This window comes from Leptothrix discophora (assembly GCF_030705305.1).
In the GTDB taxonomy this organism is placed as follows: domain Bacteria; phylum Pseudomonadota; class Gammaproteobacteria; order Burkholderiales; family Burkholderiaceae_C; genus Sphaerotilus; species Sphaerotilus discophorus.
In genome coordinates, this window is sequence record NZ_JAUZEE010000001.1 from 96,218 (window position 1) to 120,156 (window position 23,939).

Annotated in this window: 20 protein-coding genes; 15 read left to right on the forward strand and 5 right to left on the reverse strand. The window is 71.7% G+C overall.

Translation table 11 applies throughout. The annotated features are described in order from the left end of the window. Nucleotides 1-12: 12 nt before the first annotated feature. Nucleotides 13-2,082 carry a methionine--tRNA ligase gene (gene metG, locus Q8X39_RS00420; RefSeq protein ID WP_305747656.1) on the reverse strand — a complete coding sequence of 690 codons (2,070 nt, stop codon included), beginning with the start codon at nucleotides 2,080-2,082 and terminating at the stop codon, nucleotides 13-15. Nucleotides 2,083-2,230: 148 nt separating this feature from the next. Here metG and Q8X39_RS00425 point away from each other — a divergent pair, with 148 nt between their 5' ends. The 3 genes from Q8X39_RS00425 (at nucleotide 2,231) to apbC (ending at nucleotide 4,867) form a co-directional block, all read left to right on the forward strand. Further along, nucleotides 2,231-3,334 carry a dienelactone hydrolase family protein gene (locus Q8X39_RS00425; protein ID WP_305747657.1) on the forward strand — a complete coding sequence of 368 codons (1,104 nt, stop codon included), beginning with the start codon at nucleotides 2,231-2,233 and terminating at the stop codon, nucleotides 3,332-3,334. Next, on the forward strand, nucleotides 3,331-3,648 hold the full coding sequence (locus Q8X39_RS00430; protein ID WP_369538073.1) for a 2Fe-2S iron-sulfur cluster-binding protein: 318 nt from the start codon (nucleotides 3,331-3,333) through the stop codon (nucleotides 3,646-3,648). Before Q8X39_RS00425 ends, Q8X39_RS00430 begins: the two co-directional genes overlap by 4 nt. 127 nt (nucleotides 3,649-3,775) lie before the next feature. Beyond that, nucleotides 3,776-4,867, forward strand: coding sequence for an iron-sulfur cluster carrier protein ApbC (gene apbC, locus Q8X39_RS00435; protein ID WP_305747658.1), 1,092 nt, complete (start codon nucleotides 3,776-3,778; stop codon nucleotides 4,865-4,867). 45 nt (nucleotides 4,868-4,912) lie between these two features. Here the strand turns inward: apbC and Q8X39_RS00440 are convergent, their stop codons facing one another. Continuing rightward, nucleotides 4,913-5,623, reverse strand: a complete 711-nt coding sequence (locus Q8X39_RS00440) for a hypothetical protein (RefSeq protein WP_305747659.1) — start codon at nucleotides 5,621-5,623, stop codon at nucleotides 4,913-4,915. 114 nt (nucleotides 5,624-5,737) lie between these two features. Between Q8X39_RS00440 and Q8X39_RS00445 the strand changes: the two genes are divergently transcribed. The 5 genes from Q8X39_RS00445 to Q8X39_RS00465 all read left to right on the forward strand — a co-directional run bounded on the left by Q8X39_RS00445 (nucleotide 5,738) and on the right by Q8X39_RS00465 (nucleotide 12,359). Then, nucleotides 5,738-6,787 carry a LysR family transcriptional regulator gene (locus Q8X39_RS00445; RefSeq protein WP_305747660.1) on the forward strand — a complete coding sequence of 350 codons (1,050 nt, stop codon included), beginning with the start codon at nucleotides 5,738-5,740 and terminating at the stop codon, nucleotides 6,785-6,787. A 188-nt stretch (nucleotides 6,788-6,975) separates the two neighbouring features. Further along, a complete protein-coding gene (locus Q8X39_RS00450) occupies nucleotides 6,976-7,503 on the forward strand; it encodes a formate dehydrogenase subunit gamma (protein WP_305747661.1) in 528 nt (175 codons plus the stop codon). Further along, nucleotides 7,500-9,149, forward strand: coding sequence for a formate dehydrogenase beta subunit (locus Q8X39_RS00455; protein ID WP_305747662.1), 1,650 nt, complete (start codon nucleotides 7,500-7,502; stop codon nucleotides 9,147-9,149). The genes Q8X39_RS00450 and Q8X39_RS00455 overlap by 4 nt, the downstream gene beginning before the upstream one ends. Before the next feature lie 10 nt (nucleotides 9,150-9,159). Continuing rightward, the gene (gene fdhF, locus Q8X39_RS00460; RefSeq protein WP_305747663.1) at nucleotides 9,160-12,063 is read left to right on the forward strand and encodes a formate dehydrogenase subunit alpha; all 2,904 of its coding nucleotides are present in this window, start codon (nucleotides 9,160-9,162) and stop codon (nucleotides 12,061-12,063) included. 83 nt (nucleotides 12,064-12,146) lie between these two features. Next, nucleotides 12,147-12,359: a formate dehydrogenase subunit delta gene (locus tag Q8X39_RS00465; protein ID WP_305748242.1), complete on the forward strand. Its 213-nt coding sequence runs from the start codon at nucleotides 12,147-12,149 to the stop codon at nucleotides 12,357-12,359. 12 nt (nucleotides 12,360-12,371) lie between these two features. Here the strand turns inward: Q8X39_RS00465 and Q8X39_RS00470 are convergent, their stop codons facing one another. Next, nucleotides 12,372-12,734, reverse strand: a complete 363-nt coding sequence (locus Q8X39_RS00470; RefSeq protein ID WP_305747664.1) for a response regulator transcription factor — start codon at nucleotides 12,732-12,734, stop codon at nucleotides 12,372-12,374. 174 nt (nucleotides 12,735-12,908) lie between these two features. On the opposite strand from Q8X39_RS00470, the gene Q8X39_RS00475 reads away from it, so the two are divergent. Then, entirely contained in the window at nucleotides 12,909-14,393 is a 1,485-nt protein-coding gene (locus tag Q8X39_RS00475) for a methyl-accepting chemotaxis protein (protein WP_305747665.1), read from the forward strand. A 1-nt stretch (nucleotide 14,394) separates the two neighbouring features. After that, the gene (locus Q8X39_RS00480; RefSeq protein ID WP_305747666.1) at nucleotides 14,395-15,603 is read left to right on the forward strand and encodes a sensor histidine kinase; all 1,209 of its coding nucleotides are present in this window, start codon (nucleotides 14,395-14,397) and stop codon (nucleotides 15,601-15,603) included. 21 nt (nucleotides 15,604-15,624) lie between these two features. Here the strand turns inward: Q8X39_RS00480 and Q8X39_RS00485 are convergent, their stop codons facing one another. Together Q8X39_RS00485 and Q8X39_RS00490 are read right to left on the reverse strand one after the other, a co-directional pair. Next, entirely contained in the window at nucleotides 15,625-16,668 is a 1,044-nt protein-coding gene (locus Q8X39_RS00485) for a c-type cytochrome (protein WP_305747667.1), read from the reverse strand. Next, complete coding sequence (locus tag Q8X39_RS00490) at nucleotides 16,668-17,513, reverse strand: c-type cytochrome (protein ID WP_305747668.1); 846 nt, start codon at nucleotides 17,511-17,513, stop codon at nucleotides 16,668-16,670. The genes Q8X39_RS00485 and Q8X39_RS00490 overlap by 1 nt, the downstream gene beginning before the upstream one ends. A gap of 105 nt (nucleotides 17,514-17,618) precedes the next feature. Here Q8X39_RS00490 and Q8X39_RS00495 point away from each other — a divergent pair, with 105 nt between their 5' ends. The 5 genes from Q8X39_RS00495 to Q8X39_RS00515 all read left to right on the forward strand — a co-directional run bounded on the left by Q8X39_RS00495 (nucleotide 17,619) and on the right by Q8X39_RS00515 (nucleotide 23,929). Further along, entirely contained in the window at nucleotides 17,619-18,773 is a 1,155-nt protein-coding gene (locus Q8X39_RS00495; protein ID WP_305747669.1) for a 6-bladed beta-propeller, read from the forward strand. A gap of 348 nt (nucleotides 18,774-19,121) precedes the next feature. Continuing rightward, nucleotides 19,122-20,051: a hypothetical protein gene (locus tag Q8X39_RS00500; RefSeq protein ID WP_305747670.1), complete on the forward strand. Its 930-nt coding sequence runs from the start codon at nucleotides 19,122-19,124 to the stop codon at nucleotides 20,049-20,051. Between the two features lie 80 nt (nucleotides 20,052-20,131). Further along, nucleotides 20,132-21,187: a peptidylprolyl isomerase gene (locus Q8X39_RS00505; protein WP_305747671.1), complete on the forward strand. Its 1,056-nt coding sequence runs from the start codon at nucleotides 20,132-20,134 to the stop codon at nucleotides 21,185-21,187. Nucleotides 21,188-21,260: 73 nt separating this feature from the next. After that, on the forward strand, nucleotides 21,261-23,414 hold the full coding sequence (locus tag Q8X39_RS00510) for a hypothetical protein (RefSeq protein WP_305747672.1): 2,154 nt from the start codon (nucleotides 21,261-21,263) through the stop codon (nucleotides 23,412-23,414). A gap of 50 nt (nucleotides 23,415-23,464) precedes the next feature. After that, nucleotides 23,465-23,929, forward strand: a complete 465-nt coding sequence (locus Q8X39_RS00515; RefSeq protein ID WP_305747673.1) for a c(7)-type cytochrome triheme domain-containing protein — start codon at nucleotides 23,465-23,467, stop codon at nucleotides 23,927-23,929. The last annotated feature ends 10 nt before the right edge of the window (nucleotides 23,930-23,939 follow it).

Consider the following 23,939-nt stretch of genomic DNA (forward strand, 5'->3'; position numbering starts at 1 on the left):
CGGCCTCGCGCGTCAGCGCACGCGCATGCCGGGCACCGCGCCGCCGTGGGGTTCGAGCACGAACAGGCCGGGGGCGGCCTTCTCGTCGGCATGGCTGGCGGCCAGCACCATGCCCTCGCTGATGCCGAACTTCATCTTGCGCGGCGCGAGGTTGGCGACCATCACGGTCAGCTTGCCTTCCAGGTCCTCGGGCTTGTAGGCGCTGCGGATGCCGCTGAAGACGTTGCGGGTGCGACCCTCGCCGACGTCCAGCGTCAGGCGCAGCAGCTTGTCGGAGCCGTCGACCGTCTCGGCCTTGACGATGCGCGCGATGCGCAGGTCGACCTTGGAGAAGTCGTCGATCTTGATCTCGTCGGCGATGTCCTCGCCGCCGGGCACGACCTTCTCGGGCGCCGGGGCCTCGAACAGCGCGTCCAGCAGCTTCGGGTCGACCCGCTGCAGCAGGTGCTGGTAGGCGCCGATGACCTGCGCGCCCAGGCGCCGGTCGGCGTCGGCGAAGGTCAGCGGCTCGACCTGCAGGAAGGCCTCGACCTGCGCGGCCACGCCCGGCAGCACCGGCTTGAGGTAGACGGTCAGCAGCCGGAAGGCCTCGATGCAGACGCTGCAGACGTCGTGCAGCACGGCATCCTGGCCGGCCTGCTTGGCCAGCTCCCAGGGCTTGTTGCGGTCGACGTATTCGTTGACGCGGTCGGCCAGCGCCATGACCTCGCGCAGCGCCTTGCCGAACTCGCGCGTCTCGTACAGCGTGGTGATGGTGTCCTTGTGGGCCTGCAGGCCGTCGAGCAGCACGTTGCCCTCGACGCCCAGTTCGCCCGACAGCCGGCCGCCGAAGCGCTTGGCCAGGAAGCCGGCGGCGCGCGAGGCGATGTTCACGTACTTGCCGACCAGGTCCGAGTTGACGCGGCTGGCGAAGTCCTCGGGGTTGAAGTCGATGTCCTCGACCCGGGCGTTGAGCTTGGCGGCGATGTAGTAGCGCAGCCAGTGCGGGTCCATGCCCAGGCTCAGGTACTTCAGCGGGTCCAGGCCGGTGCCGCGGCTCTTGCTCATCTTCTCGCCGTTGTTGACGGTCATGAAGCCGTGCACGAAGACGTTGTTGGGCACCTTGCGGCCGCTGAAATGCAGCATCGCCGGCCAGAACAGCGTGTGGAAGTAGGTGATGTCCTTGCCGATGAAGTGGTACTGCTCGACCGCCGGATCGGCGATGAACGCGTCGTAGCCGCGGGTCTCGCCGTACCTTGCCTTCGGGCCGCCCTTGTCGAAGTAGTTCTTGAGCGAGGCGAGGTAGCCGATCGGCGCGTCCAGCCAGACGTAGAAGTACTTGCCCGGCGCGTCCGGGATCTCGATGCCGAAGTAGGGCGCATCGCGGCTGATGTCCCAGTCGCCCAGGCCGCCCTTGCCGTCCTCGTCCTGGGTGAACCACTCGCGGATCTTGTTGATCACCTCGGACTGGAGCTTGTCCGGCTCCTGCGTCCACTGCTGCAGGAACTCGACGCAGCGCGGATCGCTGAGCTTGAAGAAGTAGTGGTCGCTGGTGCGCAGCACCGGCGTCGCGCCCGACAGCGCCGAGTACGGGTTCTTCAGCTCGGTCGGGCTGTAGACCGCGCCGCAGGACTCGCAGGAGTCGCCGTACTGGTCCTTGGCGCCGCACTTCGGGCACTCGCCCTTGATGAAGCGGTCGGGCAGGAACATGCCCTTCTCGGGGTCGTAGAACTGCTCGATCGGGCGGACCTCGATCAGCTCGTTCTTGCGCAGGCCGAGGTAGACCGACTGCGCCAGCTCGTGGTTCTCGATGCCGTCGGTCGAATGCCAGTTGTCGAAGGCGATGCGGAAGCCGTCGAGGTATTCCTTGCGGCCGGCGGCGATGTCGGCGACGAACTGCTGCGGCGTCTTGCCGGCCTTCTCGGCGGCGATCATGATCGGCGCGCCGTGCGCGTCGTCGGCACCGACGAAGTGGACCTGGTGGCCCATCAGCCGCTGGAACCGCACCCAGATGTCGGCCTGGATGTACTCCATGATGTGGCCGATGTGGAACTTGCCGTTGGCATAGGGCAGGGCGGTCGTGACGAAAAGCTGGCGGGGCATGGCGGACGGTTCTCGGTGACTGCGCGGACCGCAGGAAGGGGGCGGATTTTAGGGGCCGCACCGTGGGCTGCCGACGGGATGGACGTCCCGCCGGGCGCGCCCGTAAGCTGCGGGTCCTCACTCAGCCGGAGCACCGACGATGGACGTCATGACCGCACCACGACGCAAGACCACGACACGGCTGGCGAACTGGCGGATGCTGCGCAGCGGCCTGCGGGTGACGGGTCTGCTGATGACGGGCCTGCTGGTGTCGGGCCTGCTGCTGACGGGCCTGCCGGCGCGCGCCGAGACGATGCCCGTCAGCGACTTTTCCGCCGGACCGCCCAACGGCGTCTACGCCTTCCCCAGCCGCACGCCGCGGACGCTGCCGGAACTGCTGCGCGGGCAGGGCGAGGCGGCGCAGCCGGTCGGACACCTGTTCCTGCCGGCCGACACCGGTCAGGGCAAGGTCGGCGCGGTCGTCTTCGTGCATGGCTCCGGCGGTATCTACGACGCCATGCTGGGCCACTGGCCGCAGGCCTTCAACCGGGCCGGCATCGCCTATCTGGCGCTGGACATGTTCGGGCCCCGGGGCGTGCGCAGCACGGCGGAGGATCAGTCCCAGGTCCCGTTCTCGGCCGACCTGGCCGATGCCTACGCGGCCTTGCGCCTGCTGGCCACGCACCCACGCATCGACCCGGCCCGCATCGCGGTGATCGGCACCTCGCGTGGCGGCATCGCGGCCTGGCGGGTGGCCGGCACGCGCCTGACCGCCAGCCAGAAGCTGCCCGGTGGCCTGCGCTTCGCGGCCCACGTGATGCTCTATGCCGGCGGATGCAGCGGGGGCTTCCGCCACGTCGTGCGCGCCGGCGTGTTCGGACCGGCGCCGATGCTGTGGGTCCACGGCGAGGCCGACGACTACACGCCGATCGGCGCGTGCCGCGAGTACGCCGGCCTGATCGGGCAGGCCGGCACGCCGGTCGAGTTCGTCGCACTGCCGGGTGCCCACCACAAGTTCGACAGCGACGACAGCCGTTTCATCCTCGTGCGCGGCGCCCAGCGCACCCGCGAGGACTGCCCGCTGCAGTTCGACGTCGACAGCCTGGGCTGGAGCGACCGCACCACCGGCGAACGCCTGAGCCCCGAGGCCATGGCCGAGGTCAACCGCAGCCGCTGCGCCGCGCTCGGTGCGCACGTGCAGGGCGATCGCGCCGCGCGGGACGAGGCCACCCGCGCCGTGCTGGACTTTCTGGCCAAGGTGTACGCCAGGTGAGTGACCTGCCCGCTGTGCGCTGGACCCTGGCGCTGCCGGACGGCACGCGCATCGAGGTGCCATCGGGCACCGACCTCGTCAGCGCGGCGCAGGCGGCCGGCTGGCGCTGGCCACGTTCCTGTCGCAACGGCACCTGCCGGACCTGCCGGGTCCGCGTCATCGCGGGTGAGGCGGTGCACCGCATCGACTGGCCGGGCCTGAGCCGCGAGGAGCTGGCCGAGGGCTGGGTCCTGCCGTGCGTCTGCGAAGCCCGGTCGGACCTGGTGGTTGACGCCGAGGCCCGCCACGACACGATGACGCTCAAGCCCCGCTGAGCGCTGGGGTCTGTCCCCCTGCGCCGGGCTGTGGGTGTGCCGGTAGACTGTTCGGTTGTCGTTTTCATATCGACCCCTCCGGACGTTCCGACGACCTCTCGACCACCTTCCGACGACCGCAGCCACCATGTCCCTGACCGATAGCGCGATCCGCGCCGCGATCCAGACCGTCATCGATCCCAACACCGGCCGCGACTTCATCAGCGCGAAGCAGGTCCGCAACCTCAGCCTCGACGGCGAGGACGTCGCCTTCGACATCGAGCTGGGCTACCCGGCCCGCAGCCAGCACGCGATGCTGCGCAAGGCGCTGATCGACGCGGTGCGCACGGTGCCCGGCGTGGGCAACGTCAGCGTCAACGTGTCCAGCAAGATCACCGCCCATGCGGTGCAGCGCGGCGTGCAGCTGCTGCCGGGCGTCAAGAACATCGTGGCCATCGCCTCCGGCAAGGGCGGCGTGGGCAAGAGCACCACCGCCGTCAACCTGGCGCTGGCGCTGGCCGCCGAAGGCGCGCGCGTGGGCATCCTCGATGCGGACATCTATGGCCCCAGCCAGCCGATGATGCTGGGCGTCTCGGGCAAGCCCGACAGCCACGACGGCAAGACGATGGAGCCGCTGGTCGGCCACGGCATCGAGGTCATGTCCATCGGCTTCATGGTCGATCCGGACCAGGCCATGATCTGGCGCGGCCCGATGGCCACGCAGGCGCTCGAACAGCTGCTGCGCCAGACCAACTGGCACGACCTCGACTACCTCATCGTCGACATGCCCCCGGGCACCGGCGACATCCAGCTGACGCTGTCGCAGCGCGTGCCGGTGACCGGCGCGGTGATCGTCACCACGCCGCAGGACATCGCGCTGCTGGACGCCAAGAAGGGCGTGTCGATGTTCCAGAAGGTCAGCGTGCCCATCCTCGGCGTGGTCGAGAACATGGCCGTCTACTGCTGCCCGAACTGCGGCCACACCGCCCACATCTTCGGTGCCGACGGCGGCAAGAAGATGGCCGCCGAGCAGGGCCTGGCCTACCTCGGTGCGCTGCCGCTGACGCTGAGCATCCGCGAGCAGGCCGACAACGGCCGGCCGACCGTGGTGGCCGAGCCCGACGGGGAGATCGCCGCCCTGTACAAGTCGCTGGCCCGGCAGGTCGCCATCAAGATTGCCGACGCGGCCAAGGACTATTCGTCCAAGTTCCCCACCATCACCGTCAGCAAGTCGACCTGAGGCCGCACCGGCGCGTGGGCCCGCGCCGACGCGGGCCCGGCGGCCTCACTGGCCGTCGCCGTTCGCGCCGGGCTTGAAGACCCGCACACGGTGCCACTGCGCGCGGCTCACCGCCGCGATCACGCAGGGCCGGTTCTTCGGCTGGATGCCCGCATGCAGGAAGTTGCCGGCCACATCGCGCACCGGCCACCAGAGCACGCCCGACTTCAGCCGCAGCAGGTCGGTGGCCGATTCCAGCTGCCGGCCCGAGGCGGGCTGGAGTTCCTCGGCGTAGACGACCACCTTCTCGCGCGACCACAGCACCCGCCGGCCCAGGCCGCCGGGCTCGTCGGTCGACAGCGTGTCGGACCATTCGTTGCGTGAATCGATGGTGCGCACCGTGCGCGCGGTGCCGCTCATCGGGCAGAAGGCGTGCGAGCGGCTGACCAGGACCTTGATCGGCCGGTTCAGCGCCGCCTGGCGCGCGCGGCCGTCGGGCGCGGCACGCGGGCCGGAGGGCGTGACCGTGTCGGCCCGGGCCGGCATGGCCGACGTCCAGCCGCCCAGCGCGACCATCAACGCCAGCCACAGGGCCCGCCAGCGACGGCCTGCCGGACGTCCGCTGCGCCGCTCGACCGGCACGCCCGGCACGACCGGCACGACTGGCATGACCCACGAGGGGACGTCGCGGCGCAGGGCCATCCGGCGGCGTCGGCCGCTGGCGTCTGGCGCAGACCGTGCCCAGGGCACGGCGATCGACATGGCGATTCGAGTCATGGCGGTTGCCGGCCGGGGCCGGTGGAGTGTGAGGAAAATCATAAACGCTGGACCCTGAACCCCTGCGCCGGGGTCCGTCGGGCTGGCGCGACAGACCGGCCGACAATCCCGACCATGAACCTTCTGGACGCGATGCGCTACCTCGCGGCGCTGGAGCAGCATCGCCACTTCGGCCGTGCCGCGCAGGCCTGCCACATCACCCAGCCGGCGCTGTCGAACGCGCTGCGCTCGCTGGAGACCAGCCTGGGCGTGCCGATCGTGCGGCGTGGTCGCCAGTTCGAGGGCCTGACGCCCGAGGGCGAGCGCGTGCTGGCCAGCGCGCGGCGCATGCTGCACGAGCAGGAGCGGCTGACGCAGGACCTCGCCAGCTTCATCGGCCAGCCACGCGGGCGGCTGCAGATCGGCGTGGTGCCGACGGCCTTGCCGGTGGCGATGCGGCTGGCCGCCCGGCTGCGCGAGCGTTGCGCGGGCATCCAGCCGGTGGTGCGCTCGCTCAGCTCGCAGGCCATCGAGGCCGGGCTGGAGAACCTGACGCTGGACCTCGCGCTCGGCTACAGCGAGCGCCAGGAGGTCGCGCAGCGCCGCCTGGCCGTGCTGCCGCAGTACACCGAGCGGTACTACCTGGTCGAACGTGACCGGGTCGAACGTGACCGGGTCGAGCGTGACCCGGTCGAGCGTGCCGCCGAGGCTGCCAGCGTCCATCCAGCCGATGCAGCCGATGCAGCCGATGCAGCCGATGCAGCCGATGCCGCGCCCTGCCGCTGGTCCGACGCGGCGCAGCGGGCGATGGTCCTGCTGACGCCGGAGATGCACAACCGCGCCATCGTCGACCGCGCGCTCCGCGATGCCGGTGTGCAGGCCGAGGCCGCGATCGAGACCGACACCGTGCTCGCGCTGCTGCAACCGCTGCTGGACGACGGCCCCGGTGCGCTCGCGGCCATCCTGCCCGGCGCGCTGGTCGCCACGCTGCGCAGCGTGCCCGGCCTGCGCGCGCGGGCGCTGGTCGAGCCGCTGGTCGAGACCCCCATCGGCCTGCTGACCGCCTCGCACGTCCAGCCCACGCCCGCATTGGCGGCGGCGCTGGCGCTGGCCGGAGAAGCCCACTGGCTGGCGGATGTGGCGGCGCGGACCGGCGTGGGTGTGGCCTGGCCCGCCGGTTCCTGAGCCATCCCGGGTTCCGCACGGTGGCCTGCGGAAAGGTGGCCATCGATTCGCCCCGTGAATGGCACCCTGTCGTTTTCCCATTGGACACGGCCGCTGGCACGGCGGGATAGTTGTCCATGGTCCGTCGAGGCGGGCCGGCCGGTCCGAGGCCGGCTGCCGGCCCGGTCGGACGTGTGGAGACCACCGACATGACAACAACCCCGATCACCCCCGTGCTCAGCGCGGACGAGGCGCAGGCGCTGGCCGGCATCCTGGCCGCCCATGCCGGCCGACCCGGCGCGCTGCTGCCCATCCTTCATGACGTGCAGCACGCCTTCGGCCACATCCCGCGGGCCAGCCTGGCGGTGATCGGCCGGGCGCTGAACCTGTCGCGCGCCGAGGTCCACGGCGTCGTGACCTACTACGACCATTTCCGCACCGAGCCGGCCGGCCGGCACGTCATCCAGGTCTGCCGCGCGGAGGCCTGCCAGGCCCGTGGCAGCGAGGCCCTGTGGACCCACGCCTGCCGCCGCACCGGCTGCGACGAGGACCGTCCGACCTCGGCCGATGGCCAGTGGACGCTGGAGCCGGTCTACTGCCTCGGGTTGTGTGCCTCGGGGCCGTCGGTCCAGATCGGCGAACGCCTGCATGCCCGCATGAACCCGGCCAGCCTGGACGCGAAGCTGGCGGCGCTGGACGTGGCCGCGACGGCGCAGGGCACGGAGGTGTCGGCATGAAGGCGATCCAGGTCTACGTGCCGCGCGACAGCGCCGCGCTGGCCGTCGGTGCCGACGAGGTCGCCGACGCCATCGTCGCCCAGGCTGCCGCACGCGGTGCCTCGGTCGAGCTGGTCCGCAACGGCTCGCGCGGCCTGCTGTGGCTGGAGACGCTGGTCGAGGTCGCGACGCCCGCCGGCCGCGTCGCCTACGGCCCGGTTGGCGTCGACGACGTGGCCGGCCTGTTCGAGGCCGGCTTCCTGAGCGGTGCCGACCATGCGCTGGGCCATGGCCTGACCGAGCAGATCCCCTGGCTGGCCCGCCAGCAGCGCCTGCTGTGCGCGCGCATGGGCGTGACCGATCCGCTGTCGCTGGCCGACTACGCCCGCCACGGCGGCTGGGCCGGCCTGCAGGCCGCCCTGCAGATGCCGGCCGACACGATCTGGCAGACCGTGCTCGATTCGGGCCTGCGCGGACGCGGCGGCGCCGCGTTCCCGGCCGGCATCAAGTGGCGCACGGTGGCGCAGGCGCAGGCTGCGCAGAAGTACGTCGTCTGCAACGCCGACGAGGGCGACTCCGGCACCTTCGCCGACCGCATGGTGCTGGAGGGCGATCCCTACATGCTGATCGAGGGCATGACGCTGGCCGCGCTGGGCAGCGGCGCGACCCAGGGCTACGTCTACATCCGCAGCGAGTACCCGGTCGCCTTCGAGGTGTTCTGCGAGGCGATCCGCCGCGCGACCGAGGCCGGCTTCCTCGGCGACAGCGTGCTGGGCAGCGGCCGTGCCTTCCGCCTGGAAGCCCGGCTGGCCGCCGGCAGCTACGTCTGCGGCGAGGAAACCGCGATGCTGGAGAGCCTGGAAGGCCGCCGCGGCATCGTGCGCGCCAAGCCGCCGATCCCGGCGCTCAAGGGCCTGTTCGACCAGCCCACCATCATCAACAACGTGCTGACCTTCGCGTCGGCGCCGTGGATCCTGGCCCACGGCGCACCGGCCTACAAGGCCTACGGACGCGGCCGCTCGACCGGCACCTTGCCCTTCCAGCTGGCCGGCAACATCGCCCGCGGCGGTCTGGTCGAGCTGGCCTTCGGCACCACGCTGCGCCAGCTGCTGGAGGACTTCGGCGGCGGCACCGCCAGCGGTCGTCCGGCCAAGGCGGTGCAGGTCGGCGGCCCGCTGGGCACCTACCTGCCCGAGTCGCAGTGGGACATCCCGCTGGACTACGAGGCCTATGCCGCGGTCGGCGCGGTGGTCGGCCACGGTGGCCTGGTCGTGCACGACGACACCGCCGACCTCGCCAAGCTGGCCCGCTACGCCATGGCCTTCTGTGCCCACGAGAGCTGCGGCAAGTGCACGCCCTGCCGGATCGGCAGCACGCGCGGCGTCGAGGTCATCGACCGCATCCTTGGTCTCGATCCGCAGCGTGCCGCCAGCGCCGGGCCGCCCCAAGCTGGCGGGCTCCCCTCGGGGGGCGACGCCGCAGGCGTCTTGGGGCAGAAGTTGCAGCAGGTGCATCTGCTGCGTGATCTCTGCGACACCATGGTCCACGGCAGCCTGTGCGCGATGGGCGGCATGACGCCCTATCCGGTGCTGTCGGCGCTGAACCATTTCCCGGCGGACTTCGGCCTCGCCGCCAGTCCGCTGCAAGACGACCGCACGGCCGCCTGAGGAGACCGCGATGAACCATCCCTACCCCGTCTTCAAGATCCACGAGATCGACCACGGCACGCCCGAGCGCATCTCCGACAAGCTCGTCACCCTGCAGATCGACGGCAAGTCCGTCACCGTGCCCGAAGGCACCTCGCTGATGCGCGCGGCCGTCGATGCCGGCGTGCAGGTGCCCAAGCTCTGTGCCACCGACAGCCTGGAGCCCTTCGGCTCCTGCCGCCTCTGCCTGGTCGAGATCGACGGCCGCCGGGGCTATCCGGCGTCCTGCACCACGCCGGCCGAGGCCGGCATGAACGTGCGCACGCAGAGCCCGAAGCTGCAGGAGCTGCGCAAGGGCGTGATGGAGCTCTACATCTCCGACCACCCGCTGGACTGCCTGACCTGCGCGGCCAACGGTGACTGCGAGCTACAGGACATGGCCGGTGTCGTGGGCCTGCGCAACGTCCGCTATGGCGTGGGCGACCAGGCAGTGGCCGGCGTCGCCGGCTGCCACCACACGAAGAGCGAGAAGGACGAATCCAACCCCTACTTCACCTACGACCCGAGCAAGTGCATCGTCTGCAACCGCTGCGTGCGGGCCTGCGAGGAGGTGCAGGGCACCTTCGCGCTGACGATCTCCGGCCGGGGCTTCGACTCGCGCGTGTCGCCCGGCATGGACGAGCCCTTCATGCAGAGCGAGTGCGTCAGCTGCGGTGCCTGCGTGCAGGCCTGCCCGACCGCGACGCTGCAGGAGAACAGCGTCATCGAGCTGGGCCAGCCCGAGCACAGCGTCATCACGACCTGCGCCTACTGCGGCGTCGGTTGCAGCTTCAAGGCCGAGATGAAGGGCAACCAGGTCGTGCGCATGACGCCCTGGAAGGACGGCAAGGCCAACGAGGGCCACAGCTGCATCAAGGGCCGTTTCGCCTGGGGCTACGCGACCCACAAGGACCGCATCACCCAGCCGATGATCCGCGAGAAGATCACCGACCCGTGGCGCGAGGTGTCCTGGGACGAGGCCTTCCAGCACGCGGCCCGCGAGTTCCGGCGCATCCAGGCAACGCACGGCAAGGACTCGATCGGCGGCATCACCTCCAGCCGCTGCACCAACGAGGAGACCTACCTGGTCCAGAAGCTGATCCGGGCGGCCTTCGGCAACAACAACGTCGACACCTGCGCCCGCGTCTGCCACAGCCCGACCGGCTACGGCCTGGGCCAGACCTACGGCACCTCGGCCGGCACGCAGACCTTCAAGTCGGTCGAGCAGGCCGACGTGATCATGGTCATCGGCGCCAACCCCAGCGAGGCCCACCCGGTGTTCGGCTCGCGCCTGAAGAAGCGGCTGCGCCAGGGCGCCCGGCTGATCGTGGTCGACCCGCGCGTGATCGACCTGGTCGGCTCGCCGCATGTCCGGGCCGATGTCCACCTGCAACTCAAGCCCGGCACCAACGTCGCGGTCATCACCGCGCTGGCGCACGTGGTCGTCACCGAGGGCCTGATCGACGAGGCCTACGTGGCCGAGCGCTGCGATGCCCACAGCACCGAGATCTGGCGCGAGTTCGTCGCCCGGCCGGAGAACTCGCCCGAGTCGCTCAGCGCCGCCTGCGGCGTGCCGGCCGAGCTGCTGCGGCAGGCCGCGCGGCTCTATGCCACCGGCGGCAACAGCGCCATCTACTACGGCCTGGGCGTGACCGAGCATGCGCAGGGCTCGACCATGGTCATGGGCATCGCCAACCTGGCCATGGCCTGCGGCATGGTCGGCCGCGAGGGCGTGGGCGTGAACCCGCTGCGCGGCCAGAACAACGTGCAGGGCAGCTGCGACATGGGCAGCTTCCCGCATGAGCTGCCGGGCTACCGCCACATCTCGGACACGACGGTGCGCAGCCAGTTCGAGGCGGCCTGGGGCGTGACGCTGGCCTCCGAACCGGGCCTGCGCATCCCGAACATGTTCGACGCGGCGCTGGAAGGCAGCTTCAAGGGCCTGTACTGCGAGGGCGAGGACATCGTGCAGTCCGACCCGAACACGCAGCATGTCGCGGCGGCGCTGTCGGCGATGGAATGCATCGTCGTGCAGGACATCTTCCTCAACGAGACCGCCAAGTACGCCCATGTCTTCCTGCCCGGCGCCTCCTTCCTGGAAAAGGACGGCACCTTCACCAACGCCGAGCGCCGCATCAGCCGGGTGCGCCAGGTCATGCCGCCGCTGGCCGGCCTGGCCGACTGGGAGGTCACGCAGCGCCTGGCCGTCGCGCTGGGCTACCCGATGGCCTATGCCCATCCCGAGGAGATCATGGCCGAGATCGCCGCGCTGACGCCGAGCTTCGCCGGCGTCAGCTACGACAAGATCGACCGCCTGGGCAGCGTGCAATGGCCCTGCAACGACCGCACCGACGAGGCCGGCACGGCCACCATGCACATCGGCGGCTTCGTGCGTGGCAAGGGCCGCTTCGTGCCGACCCAGTACGTGCCGACCGACGAGAAGGTCACCCGCAAGTTCCCGCTGCTGCTGACCACCGGCCGGGTCCTGAGCCAGTACAACGTCGGCGCCCAGACCCGCCGCACCGAGAACAGCCAGTGGTATGACGAGGACCGGCTGGAGATCCACCCGGTTGATGCGCAGGACCGCGGCATCGTCGCCGGCGACTGGGTCGGCATCGGCAGCCGTGCCGGCCAGACCGTGCTGCGCGCGGACGTGACCGAGCGGGTCCAGCCGGGCGTGGTCTACGCGACCTTCCACTTCCCCGAGTCGGGCGCCAACGTCATCACGACAGACAGCTCCGACTGGGCCACCAACTGCCCGGAGTACAAGGTGACGGCGGTGCAGGTCAGCAAGGTCAGCCAGCTGAGCGCCTGGCAGCAGCAGTACGCGAGCTTCGACCGCACCCAGCAGCAATTGCTGGCGCAGGCCGGCCAGACCGTCGTGGAGGGCAAGTGATGCGCGCCGACCTCGCCCCCAACGACCAGGGCCACGGGGCCGGCCATGACTTCCAGGCCGGCGTGCTCGACAACCTGATCCGCATGGCCAACCGCATCGGCCAGTTCTTCGAGATCTACCCCGACCGCGAGGAAGCGATCGACGGCGTGGCCCAGCACATCCGCAAGTTCTGGGAGCCGCGCATGCGCCGCCAGCTCTACGCCCACCTCGACGGTGCGGCGCAGGGCGCCGGGCTCAGTGCCCTGCTGATCGAGACGGTGCGGGCACGCCGCGACGATCTCCAGCCGAAGGCCTGAGCCGGGACAGGGTCACAGCACCTTGTGGACGATCTCGAGCAGCTGGCGCGGGCTGAAGGGCTTGGCCAGGTAGTCGGTGGCGCCGGCGCGCAGGCCGGTGGCCCGGTCGGCCGCGCTGTCGCGGGCCGTCAGCATGACGATCTTGGTGCGCTTGAAGCGGGCATCGGCGCGCACGCGGCGGCAGACCTCGTAGCCGTCGATGCCGCCGGGCATCATCACGTCGAGCAGCATCAGGTCGGGCTGGACCCGGCCGATCAGGTCCATCGCGGCATCGCCCCGCGCGGCCTCGTGCACGTCGTAGTCCTCGATCTCGAGGGTCATGCGGATCAGTTCGCGGATGTCGGGCTGGTCCTCGACGATCAGGATCTTCTTCATGGCGGCGAGCCTGCAAGGGCTGGATGTGGGACGTCGACGATGACGTGCCCTGCACTTTAGGCGTGGGGCGCGCCGTCCCAAGGCCGAAAACAGGCCGTCGTCCGGCCGTACTTCCGGGCTTGGGCGATGCCTTCCCGTGCGTATGGTTCGGTGTGCCCCATGTGCAGGAATCCGATGTCCTCCAGCTCGAACCCCTTCTTCCACAGCCGCAGCCATGTCGACGTGCTGATCACCGGCGTGCTGGTGGCCCATGTCGCGGTCGCGCTCTACCTCTGCCGGCTGTCGGGTCTGATGAACATCTGGTGGATGTGGACTGCGCTGGTCGGCTCGCTCGCGGCGCTGGCGCTGTGGCGATGGCGCGGCACCGTGATGTCGCGCGCGCTGCTGGGCGTCGGACTGGTGAGCGCCGTCGTGCTGCAGCACGCGACCGGCGTGTCGCTGACCGCCGGCGATCACGAGATCTACATGGCCACGCTGGTGACGGCGAGCCTGCTGTCCTTCTACCGCAGCTGGCGCTACACCTTGGTGATGACCGCCTCCATGGTGGGCGTGACGGCCGCCATGCAGGCTGGCCTGGTGCCGATCGTCAATCCAGGCGTCAGCTACTCGGTGCTGATCCTGCTTGCGACCCAAGGCGGCTTCCATGCCTGGATCGCGCGCCGTGACGAGCAGCGCGAGCGCGAGCGCTTCGACATCGAGTTCCTGATCCGCGCGATGGGCCGTGAAGGCCCGATCCGCCTGAGCCTGGAGGTCGTCAAGGCCGAGTCCGCGCTGGGTGCGCGCCTCAAGCACGTGCAGGAACGCATGGCGGCGGCGATGCGCCAGGTCAGCCTGGCCGCCGGTGGTGTCAGCCAGGCCTCGGCCGTGCTGGGCGACAGCAGCCGCGAGCTGATGGGCCGCACCGAGACCAGCGCGGCCGGCCTGCGTGACGCGGCCATGTGCCTGGACCAGATCACGGTGATCGTGCAGAGCAGCGCCGATGCCGCCAAGGAAGCCCGCCAGATGGCCCAGCGCGCGTCCGACCTGGCCACCGAAGGCGGCGACATCTTCGAGCAGGTGGTGGCCAAGATGCATGCGATCGACACCGCCTCGCGCCAGATCACCGACATCGTGTCGGTGATCGACGGCATCGCCTTCCAGACCAACATCCTCGCCCTCAACGCCGCTGTCGAGGCGGCCCGGGCCGGCGAGCACGGCCGCGGCTTCAGCGTCGTCGCCGCCGAGGTCCGCAACCTCGCGCTGCGGGCCTCCGAATCGGCCCGCGAGGTCAAGCAGCTGATCGGTCACACCGTCGACACCGTCGAGAGCGGCACCACGCTGGTCAATGCGGCCGGCCAGACCATGAAGGACGTGGTCGGCGCGGTGCGCCAGGTCGGTACCGTCTTCGAGAGCCTGTCGGCCGACACCAGCGAACACGCCGCCGGCATCGACGCGGTCACGCAGTCGGTCAAGGAACTCGACGAGGTGACGCGCCAGAACGTCTCGGTGGCCGAGCGTGCCAATGACATCGCCGAACAGCTGCATGAACATGCCGAGCGCCTGACCCGCGTGCTCAGCTCCTTCCAGCTCGGTTCCAGCGCGATGGCCGGTCGCGGCCTGGACGACGTGATGATCGGCGCGCCCGCTGCACCGGTCGGCGCCATCCGCCAGGTGGCCTGAGATGGACGAGGCGGCCGCCCTGCGCGACGCGGTCGAGGCCATCGTCGCGCCCTTGCTGACGGGTGCGCCGACGACGCGCTTGCCCGATCCCACCGGCGACCTGCTGCACCGCGTCGAGCAGCTGGCGCTGCAGGCCAGCGTCAACCTGGACCAGTTCGAGGCCGTCTTCGCCCTGAGTCCGGACGGCCTCGTGCTGTTCGACGAGGACGGCCGCGTGCGTCGCGTCAACGCGGCCTTCACGGCCTTCACCGGCCTGAGCGCCGAGATGCTGCAGGGGCTGGAGGAGGTCGTCTTCCTGTTCCGCCTGAACGCGCGCTGTGCGCCGCCGACGATGCTGCATGGCCTGGAGGAACTGCGCGAGATCAGCACCGCCGGCCCGGCCGATCGCAGCGGCCGCGACATCCTGCACCTGCTGCGTCCGCAGGAGCGCACGCTCAGGCTGCGCCTGTACCGTGGCTTCGATGCGGCCTGGTCGCAGGTCCTGCAGCTGCGCGACATCACCGCCGAGGCCCAGGTCGACCGCCTCAAGTCCGAGTTCCTGGCCATGGCCGCGCACGAGCTGCGCACGCCCATGGCCAGCATCTACGGCTTCGTCGAGCTGATGCTCACGCGCGAGCTGTCGCCGAACAAGCAGCGCGACATGCTCGAGCGCATCCACCGCCAGTCCGGCGTGATGGTGCGCATCCTCAACGAGCTGCTGGACCTGGCGCGCATCGAGTCCGGCCGCGGCCTGGACTTCGCCTTCGAACCGCTCGAGATCGGCCGCTGGCTGGAGCACCTGCGACACCAGCATGCCCCGCCGCCGGGCCGCGAGCCCTTCCTGCTGGAGCGTCCGCTGCGCGAGACGCTCCCGGTGCGTGCCGACCCGAGCAAGCTCGAACAGGCGCTGGGCAACCTGCTGTCGAACGCCTACAAGTACTCTCCGCAAGGCGGCCCGGTGCGCGTGACCGCCTGGATCGACCGCGACGCCAGCGGCGGCCCCTGGGTCGCCCTCGCGGTCAGCGACTGCGGCATCGGCCTGTCCGACGAGGAAAAGGCCCGCGTCGGCGAACGCTTCTTCCGCGCCGACAAGTCCGGCCAGACCCCCGGCACCGGCCTGGGCATCAGCATCGTCCAGCAGATCGTCGAACTGCACGGCGGCCGCATCGGCATCCACAGCGTGCTTGGACAGGGCAGCACGTTCACGCTGAGGTTGCCGGTGCATGGCTGACCTGGCGCCATCGGGCGACACCTACCGTGCAGGATTCAACCGCCTGCCCAGGTACGCCACAACCGCTTCCACCTGCGCCCGCGTGAAGACCTCGCGCCAGGCCGGCATGGAGGTGCCGACCAGGCCGTCGCGGATGACCTGACGCAGGTGGCGCGGGGCCTTGGCGGCGGCGCTCAGGGCGGTCAGGTCGCGGGCCGGGGGTTCCATGAACTGGCCGATCCAGTTGCGGCCGGTCGCGTCGGCGCCGTGACAGAAGGCGCAGTTGGCCTGGAACAGCGCCTCGCCCTCGCGTTCGCGGCGGGTCAGTCCGGGGATGACCGGGGCGCGGTCGTGGCGGGCGTAGATGCTCGGCGTGGACACCGCGTCCAGCGGCTGGCCGCTGGCCGTGACCGCGTGCTGGCCGGGCTCGAAGCCTGGGCGCGGGTAGGACAGCGGGCGCGGTTGCCAGGCCGGGCCGGGGTCGTCCTGGCGGCTGCGGTCGTGGCAGCTGATGCAGGCCGACAGGAACAGCGCCCGGCCCGCACGCTGGCCGGCGTCGAGCGCCTCGACCGGCGCGTCCAGCCCGATGCGGCCGTCGGCAAAGGGGTAGGCCGCCGCGTGGCGGTCGTGGTCGGGCCAGCCGTTCTCGACGCTGTGATACCGGGATCGGCGGGCGCGCCGCTGCACGAACTCGCGCACCACGTAGTCGGCCAGCACGGCCATGGCCTCGTCGTCCAGGCGCGCGCCGAACGAGGTCATCGCGCTGCCCGGCCGGCCGTCGCGCAGCGCGGCGATGACCCGCGCGGCGTCCAGCTCCGGCGGGGCGGTGAAGTCGCGTGGCGGCGGGTTCAGCAGCGTTGCGGCCAGCGTGCGGGCATCGCCGGCATAGCCGTGACAGAAGTAGCACAGGCCGTCGTAGAGCCGCCGGCCGCGCTCGTGGCGGGCCTCGGCGGCACGGGCCTCCGGTGCGCCGGCCTGATCGTGATCGCCCGGATCGACCGCCGTCCCCGCTTCGAGCGCCCCGGCCGGCGCGGCCATGGACCCGACCAGCAGGGCGGCACACAGGACCCGCGCGAGTCGCCACATCACGGCGTGGCGGGGCGACGCGGGGCCTGGATGTAGCGCGTCAGCACGTGTTCGGCCAGGTCGGCGATCTGCTGCGCGTCCAGCACCTGCCGCCAGGCCGGCATCTCGGTGCCGAGACGGCCGTCGGCGATGGCCTGCCAGACCCGCGCGCGGTCCCAGCCGGACGGGTCGGGCAGGGCGAGGAAATCGCGCGGCACCGGGCGGATGAAGTAGGCCCGCGGCCCCTGGCCATCGCCGCGTTCGCCGTGGCAGGCCACGCAGTTGACGCGGTAGTAGGCCGCCCCGCGTGCCGCGTCGCCCTGCAGGCCATCCGGATAGGGCCGGGGCGCGGCGCCGGCCGGCAGCGGGCCGGGCAGGGCATGGCCGCCGTGGGCGCGGGTGCCGGAGATCGCGTCGGCCGTGGCCGCAGCCGGTGACGTGGCTGCTGCGGGTGCCTTGGCTGTTGCGGGTGCCGTGGCGGTCGGGCCGGGCTGGATGAAGGTGCGGTGCAGGTGGTCCGCCAGGGCCTCGATGTCGGCGCTCGACAGCTGGGTGCGCCAGCCGACCATCGCGGTGCCGGGCACGCCGAAGGTGACCGACCGGATGATGCGTTCGCGGTGGAGGTCGCGCCGCGCGGCGGCCGAGGTGAAGTCGCGCGGCGGCGTCGACAGCGCGGCGGTCGCGCGGCTGCGGCCGTTGCCCTGGTCACCGTGGCAGACCGAGCAGTAGTGGTGGTAGAGCACCGCGCCGTCGGCGCCGCTGTGCTGGCGCTCGCCGCGTTCGTTGCCCTGGGCGAGCGCCGCACCGCAGGCCAGGGCCAGCAGGGCGGCGGCGGTCGGTCGGGCAAGGCAGTTCGGCAAGCTCATCGGCGCAACGGTGTCGGTCGGGATCCTCCCGGCAGCGCGAGCAAGTTGCCTGCCACGCCGGGACGGCGGCCCGGATTGGCACATGGCGTGCATGTCGGATGGCCGATGACGCAGACCAAGACTCCGGACGAAGGGCCGTCGACCCCGACGCGGCGCACGCTGCTGGCGGGCCTGGTGACGGGTGGACTGGCGGCCGGGCTCGGCCCGCTGGCCGGCTGCATGCTGCCGCCCAAGGCCGCACCGGGCGCCGCGCTGGCGTCGCTGCCGGTGTTCCCGCCGCCACCGGACGAGCCGCGCTTCTACTTCGAGCGCAGCATCCGATCCAGCGCCGACATCCTGCCCGGCAGCCAGGCCAGCGAGCTGCGCCGCTTCGTGACCGGCGAGCAGGTGGTCGGCGAGCCGCTGGCCAAGCCCTATGCGGTGGCGGTCTGGCGTGGCCGCATCTACGTGTCCGACACGGTGGCGCGCCACGTCCGCGTGTTCGACGTGGCCGCCGGCCAGCACCACCGCATCGGCGAGGACGACGGCGAGGGCCAGCTGATCAAGCCGATCGGGCTGGACGTCGATGCCGCCGGCCGGCTCTACGTGGCCGACATCGGCGCGCGCGCCGTCCTGGTCTACGGCCCGGACCGGCGCTTCCTGCGCCGCATCGGCGGCGCGGCCTGGTTCTCGCGCCTGACCAGCGTGACGGTCGACGCGGCCGGCGAGCGGGTCTACGCGGTCGACATCGGCGGCGTCGGCAGCGACCTGCACCGCGTGCGCGTGTTCGACGCCCGCAGCGGCGCGCACCTGCAGGACATCGGACGGCGCGGCAGCGGCGAGGGCGAGTTCAACCTGCCGCGCGACATCGCGATCGGCCGCGACGGCCGGCTCTACGTCGTCGACGGCGGCAACTTCCGCATCGTCGTCTTCGATGCGCAGGGCCGGTTCCTGCGCCACTTCGGCAGCGTCGGCAAGCAGTACGGCCAGTTCGCCCGGCCCAAGGAAATCGCCACCGACCGCGACGGCAACGTCTACGTGGTCGACACCGCCTTCGGCAACTTCCAGATCTTCGACCCGGACGGCGCGCTGCTGCTGTTCGTCGGCGAGCGCTCCGAGCGCGACAGCCCGGCGCGCTACATGCTGCCCTCGGGCATCGCGGTCGACGAGGACGGCCGGGTCGTGCTGGTCGACCAGTGGTATCGCAAGGTCGATGTCTACCGGCCGGCCGCCCTGGCCGCCGGCACGGGCTTGCTGGCCGGTCCCGCCACCGCGCGCTGAGCGTGCGCCGAGGCGGCCCCGAGGGCGGTCGACATTCCCGAACTCGGGAAGCGCGCTTCCTGATTGCGGGAGCCAGGGGCCGGGCTTTCCCGCCCTTGCACACGCCGCGCACGAGCCCCGTTCGGGTCACCGTTCGGGGCCTGCGGCGGGTCATCCAGCCCTTGTCACGACCGGTCCCTGCGCAGGCTCGCCGCGCTGCAACACAAGTCACCGTGCGTCACCGGCGGCACGCCAGGTTGGCTCGGTGGCGTGACGAATGGCACAGAAGCTGCTGACCGGAACCCCATGTCGCGCACTGGGATCGCCCCGACCGGGCGAGGTCCGCGACAGGCCGTGCGGAGGCATGGAATGCAGAACAACGCAGTCACGAACAGGAACCCGGCTCCAGCGCGCCTGGCCGCGCCGGTCTGGCGCCGCCTGCTGGCGGGCATCGGCGCGGTGCTGGTGCTGGCCACCGGCGTGATGCAGGCCGACAGCGTGTCGGCCGGCATCGCCGACACCCGCCACAACCTGGGCTCCGGTCCGGGGCTGGCCGGTCGCAACAGCACGTCCGACACGGCCGAGGTCTGCGTGTTCTGCCACACGCCGCACGGTGCCGACGTCAACGCGCCCGCGCCGCTGTGGAACAAGCGCCTGGGCGCGGCGGGTGCGCCGGCCGGCGGAGGCACCTACACGACCTACGACACGCTGCAGACGCCGTCGCTGGACGGCACGGTCGCGCCGGTCGGATCGATCTCGATGGCCTGCCTGTCCTGCCACGACGGCACGCAGGCGATGGACAACGTCATCAACGCGCCCGGCTCGGGCGGCGTGGTGGCCGACGGCGGCGGCGTCGACGGCCGGGCCTACACCTGGAGCGGCAGCAGCGTCAGCGCGACCGGCCGCATCAGCGGCGGGCCGGGCCTGCTGGGCACCGACCTGTCCAACGACCACCCGATCGGCATCCAGTACTGCGGCGGCGGCCTGACGGGCAGCGGCACGACGGTCTCGGGCACCTGCAGCGACGGTGACTTCCGCCAGCCGCAGACCCAGACCATCAACGGCAACCAGGTCTTCTGGGTCGATACCGGTGGTGCCGGCAAGCAGCGTACCGACCTGCCGCTGTACCAGCGCGCCACCGGCGGCCTGGGTCCGCTGGTCGAGTGCGCGAGCTGCCACGACCCGCACGTCTCGTCCGGCCAGGCCGGTCCGGCCGGCACCGGCCAGGTGGCGGGCGAGACCTTCCTGCGCATCTCCAACGCCTCCAGCGCGGTCTGCACGACCTGCCACGTCAAGTAAGGACGGGCTGGATGACGCGAGGCGTGGTGGGGACAACGATGGGGTGCGTTCCGGGCAGGGGCTGGGGCTGGCGAGTGGCCGTGTCCGTGGTCAAGGCCGTGGCCATGGCCATGGCCATGCTCCTGCAGACCGCCGTCATGGCACCGGCCATGGCCGCAGAACCAGCGTCGCCTGCGGTGCCCGCCATGCCTTCGGCCGCGGCCATCGCCGCCGACGCCATCCCCTTCGCCCGCATCGGCGAGCAGGTCGTCACGCGTGGCGACTACCGCCGCGCGCTGGCCGTGGCGATGCGCCAGAAGTACTACCACGCCCAGCCGCCCGAGGCCGAGGTGGCCGCCTTCCAGCGCGAGATCGGCCAGGCCCTGGTCGACCGCCAGCTGCTGCTGGCCGAGGCGCGCCGGCGCGGCCTGCAGCCCGATGCGGCCAAGGTCGAGGCCCAGCTCGCGCCGCAGGCTCGTCGACTGAGCCAGTCGCCCGGCCTGGACGCCACCCACCGCGACCGCATGCTGGCGGCCTGGCGCTCGCAGTTCGAGGGCGATGACCTCATCAACCGCCTGCAGGCCGGCGTGCGTGCCTTCGCGCCGCCGGACGACGCCACGCTGCTGGCCTGGCATGCCCGCCACCGCGACCGCTTCATCGAGCCCGAACAGGTGCGCCTGAGCGTGATCCTGCTGAAGGTCGAGCCCAGCTCGAAGCAGGCCGTCTGGGACGCCGCCCATGCCGAGGCCGGCGAGCTGCACCGCCGCCTCGTGGCCGGTGCCGACTTCGCCGAGACGGCGCGGCTGCGGTCGGCCGATGCGAGCGCGGCCGACGGCGGCAGGCTCGACTACATCCACCGCGGCATGCTGCCCGAGGCGCTGCACGGCGTCGTCGACGGCCTGCAGCCGGGTCAGCTCTCGGCCCCGGTGCAGGTGCTCGAAGGCGTGGCGCTGATGCGCCTGGAAGACCGCCGGGCGGCGCGCGAGCGGCCGCTGGCGGAGGTTCGTGGTCGCGCGGTCGAGCTGTGGACCCGCGACGAGGGCGAGGCCCGCTGGCGCGCGCTGATCGAGCGGCTGCGCTCGGCCACGCCGGTCCAGATCGACGAGAGCGTCTATGCGCCGCTGCCGGCCCAGGAACCGAAGGCCCGGGCCGGCTGAGCGCCGGCCATCGGGGCGGACCAGGGTGTCACGGATGTCCGCGTTGCACCGGGGCCCATCCAGAAGCGCGCCGGTGCGAGGGCGTGGTCGCGCGGTCGTGCGCCTGCTGCCGACCGCCGCCGCGGTCGCGCTGCTCATGCTGCGCGCCGGCCCCGTGCAGGCCGCAGCCTTCTCGCCCGGCCCGGTGATCGGTGCGGTCGACGATTCGACCGCCAGCGCGCTGGAAGCCGGCGTCGTGCGGACCGGCAGCGAGGCGCCGGCCGCGGGCGGCATCGTCTGGGGCTTCGCGCCGGTGCGCCTGGGCGGCAGCGTCTCGCTGGACCTGCGCCGCCAGCGCCTGGAGGACGGCCGCCGCAACACCCAGGGCCTGAGCTACGCCGAGCTGCAATGGGCCACGCATGTCTGGGAGCCATGGTTCATCCAGTTGCGCGGGGGCTTTGGCGCACTGGTGGCGCGCGACGTCTCGCGCCAGTCCGACGGCTCGACCACCGCGACCAGCCATGCCGGCACCGGCAACGTCGCGGTGTCGGTGTTCCCGCAGAGCCGCTTCCCCTTCGAGCTGCGCGCCGACGTCAGCGACAGCCGGGTGCGTGGCGACCACGTCGGCAGCGATTACCGCCTGCGCCGGCTCATCATCGACCAGAGCTGGCGGCCGCTCAACGGCACCGACAGCTACGCCGTCAACGTCGAGCACAGCACGCTGGAAACGCTCGACGGCACCTTCAGCGGCAGCACCGACCGGGTCGACAGCCTGCGCGCCCAGGCCCTGCTGCAGCGCGACGTCCACCGCTTCGAGTGGAGCGGCCAGCTCAGCCGCAACCTGCGCAGCGACAGCGAGGACCGCAGCCGCTACGCCAACCTCAGCGCCCGCCACGCCTGGCAGCCGCTGGGTGAGGTGCAGGTTGACACGCTGGCGACCTGGAACGAGGTGCGCCTGCATGCCGGCCTGCTGGCCAACCGGCAGGATACCGAGACCGACATCCGCCAGATCGCCAGCTTCGCGAGCTGGCGGCCGCTGCTGGCGCGCGGCGAGGACGGCACCGGCCTGTCGCCACTCCAGGTCACCGGCAGCCTGCGCCTGGTCGAGGCCGACACCGGCATCCGCAGCCTCAACGCCGGCCTGGGCAGCAGCAGCCGCTCGGGCCTGCGGGCGGCCAACGTCGCACTGGGCCTGACGCGCGAGCTGACGCCGTCGTGGCGGCTCTCGGGCGGCGTGTCCGGCACCCGCATCGAGACGGCGGTCAGCAGTGCCAGCGGCGCGGCCGCCACGCTCGCCACGCCGGACACGTCCAGCACCGTGCAGACCGGCAACGTCACGCTGGGCTGGGCGCCGGTGGGCGTGCTGCTGGGGGGCTCGACGGGGGACGGCGCGGGTGCGGGTGTGGGTGTGGGTGCAGGTGCGGGAGCCTGGCGCTACACGCCCGGCGCATCGGCCAGCCTGGGTGCCAGCCGCAGCAGCGGCGTGGTGGCGACCCCTTCGGGCAACGCGCCGTCCAGCCGTCGCCTGACCCAGGGCGCGCAGTTCAACCACGGCCTGGGGCGCGACTGGCTGGGCGAGGACGGCGGCAGCCTGTCGGTGCAGCTCGGCCAGAGCCTGGGTGCCCTGCACGACAGCCAGAGCCGCAGCACCGTGCGGGCCCTGGCTCACACGCTGGGCCTGTACTGGCAGGGCGGCCTGAGCGGCGAGGGCAGCACGGCGTCCTACGGCTATGCCAGCGCGTCCTACAGCGACTCGCGCACGCTGGCGGGTGCGGGCGCGGGCGCGGGCACGGCCGGTGTCAGCAACGGTGCGGGCGGGCGCTTCCAGCTGGTCAACGTGCAGCTCAGCCGCCGCACCGGGCTGTCGCGCCACAGCAGCTGGAGCGGCAACCTGACCGCCCAGGGCAGCCGCAGCGACACCACCCAGATCGACGTCTTCACCGGCCAGGTCCGCCTGGGCGGTCCGGGCTGGCTGCCCTTCTACAGCGGCTCGCTGAGCTACGAGCACCTGCGCGTGGCCGACGTGCCGCGGCTGCGCTACACGGCCACGCTGACGGTCAACAGCCAGTCCTTCGAGAGCCGCGCCGCCGGCGACATCGACGCGCTGCGCGAGCGCGTCACCGAGTCGATCGAGAACCGGCTGGACTACACCGTCGGCCAGCTTGAACTGCGCCTGCTCGCACGCGCGGCACGGGTCGACGGCCGGCCCGTCAGCCTGATCGGCGCACGCGCGCTGAGGCGCTTCTGACCGCCGCCCATGACCCAGCCATCGTTCACCCACCCCCGCAGGAGCCCGTCTTGAAACCACCCCGCCACAGCCCGTCGCGCTGGCTGTCCCTGCTCGCACTGGCCCTGCTGTCGTTCTGGCTGGGCCTGGCCGGACCGGCCCGTGCCGAATACGGCGACATCGTCATCAACAACTACTCGGACGCGGCCGGCATGCGGCCGGTGGTGTTCCCGCACTGGTTCCACCGCGTGCGCTTCCGCTGCAAGGTCTGCCATGCCGACCTCGGTTTCCAGTTCAAGGCCGGTGGCAACCAGATCAACATGCTCAAGATCATCGACGGCCAGTACTGCGGCGCCTGCCACAACGGCGAGGTCGCCTGGTCGGCCGAGAACTGCAACCTGTGCCACGCCGGCAAGCCCGGCACGCCGACCCAGGTACACGAGAGCACGCTGCAGCGCTTTGGCGTCAACGTGCCGTCGTCGCCCGCTGCGGCGGCCTCAGGGGCCACGCCGGCCGCTCCCGCCAACAAACGCTAGGTCGACCGCG

What these genes read in the sequence shown, in the direction of transcription:
- Q8X39_RS00490 (WP_305747668.1), bottom strand. Translation starts at nt 17,513, where the DNA reads ATGAGCTTGCCGAACTGCCTTGCCCGACCGACCGCCGCCGCCCTGCTG.
- Q8X39_RS00470 (WP_305747664.1), bottom strand. Translation starts at nt 12,734, where the DNA reads ATGAAGAAGATCCTGATCGTCGAGGACCAGCCCGACATCCGCGAACTG.
- Q8X39_RS00465 (WP_305748242.1), top strand. Translation starts at nt 12,147, where the DNA reads ATGGCCAACCGCATCGGCCAGTTCTTCGAGATCTACCCCGACCGCGAG.
- metG (WP_305747656.1), bottom strand. Translation starts at nt 2,082, where the DNA reads ATGCCCCGCCAGCTTTTCGTCACGACCGCCCTGCCCTATGCCAACGGC.
- Q8X39_RS00485 (WP_305747667.1), bottom strand. Translation starts at nt 16,668, where the DNA reads ATGTGGCGACTCGCGCGGGTCCTGTGTGCCGCCCTGCTGGTCGGGTCC.
- Q8X39_RS00500 (WP_305747670.1), top strand. Translation starts at nt 19,122, where the DNA reads ATGCAGAACAACGCAGTCACGAACAGGAACCCGGCTCCAGCGCGCCTG.
- Q8X39_RS00450 (WP_305747661.1), top strand. Translation starts at nt 6,976, where the DNA reads ATGACAACAACCCCGATCACCCCCGTGCTCAGCGCGGACGAGGCGCAG.
- Q8X39_RS00425 (WP_305747657.1), top strand. Translation starts at nt 2,231, where the DNA reads ATGACCGCACCACGACGCAAGACCACGACACGGCTGGCGAACTGGCGG.
- Q8X39_RS00440 (WP_305747659.1), bottom strand. Translation starts at nt 5,623, where the DNA reads ATGACTCGAATCGCCATGTCGATCGCCGTGCCCTGGGCACGGTCTGCG.
- Q8X39_RS00475 (WP_305747665.1), top strand. Translation starts at nt 12,909, where the DNA reads ATGTCCTCCAGCTCGAACCCCTTCTTCCACAGCCGCAGCCATGTCGAC.
- Q8X39_RS00445 (WP_305747660.1), top strand. Translation starts at nt 5,738, where the DNA reads ATGAACCTTCTGGACGCGATGCGCTACCTCGCGGCGCTGGAGCAGCAT.
- Q8X39_RS00480 (WP_305747666.1), top strand. Translation starts at nt 14,395, where the DNA reads ATGGACGAGGCGGCCGCCCTGCGCGACGCGGTCGAGGCCATCGTCGCG.
- Q8X39_RS00455 (WP_305747662.1), top strand. Translation starts at nt 7,500, where the DNA reads ATGAAGGCGATCCAGGTCTACGTGCCGCGCGACAGCGCCGCGCTGGCC.
- fdhF (WP_305747663.1), top strand. Translation starts at nt 9,160, where the DNA reads ATGAACCATCCCTACCCCGTCTTCAAGATCCACGAGATCGACCACGGC.
- apbC (WP_305747658.1), top strand. Translation starts at nt 3,776, where the DNA reads ATGTCCCTGACCGATAGCGCGATCCGCGCCGCGATCCAGACCGTCATC.
- Q8X39_RS00495 (WP_305747669.1), top strand. Translation starts at nt 17,619, where the DNA reads ATGACGCAGACCAAGACTCCGGACGAAGGGCCGTCGACCCCGACGCGG.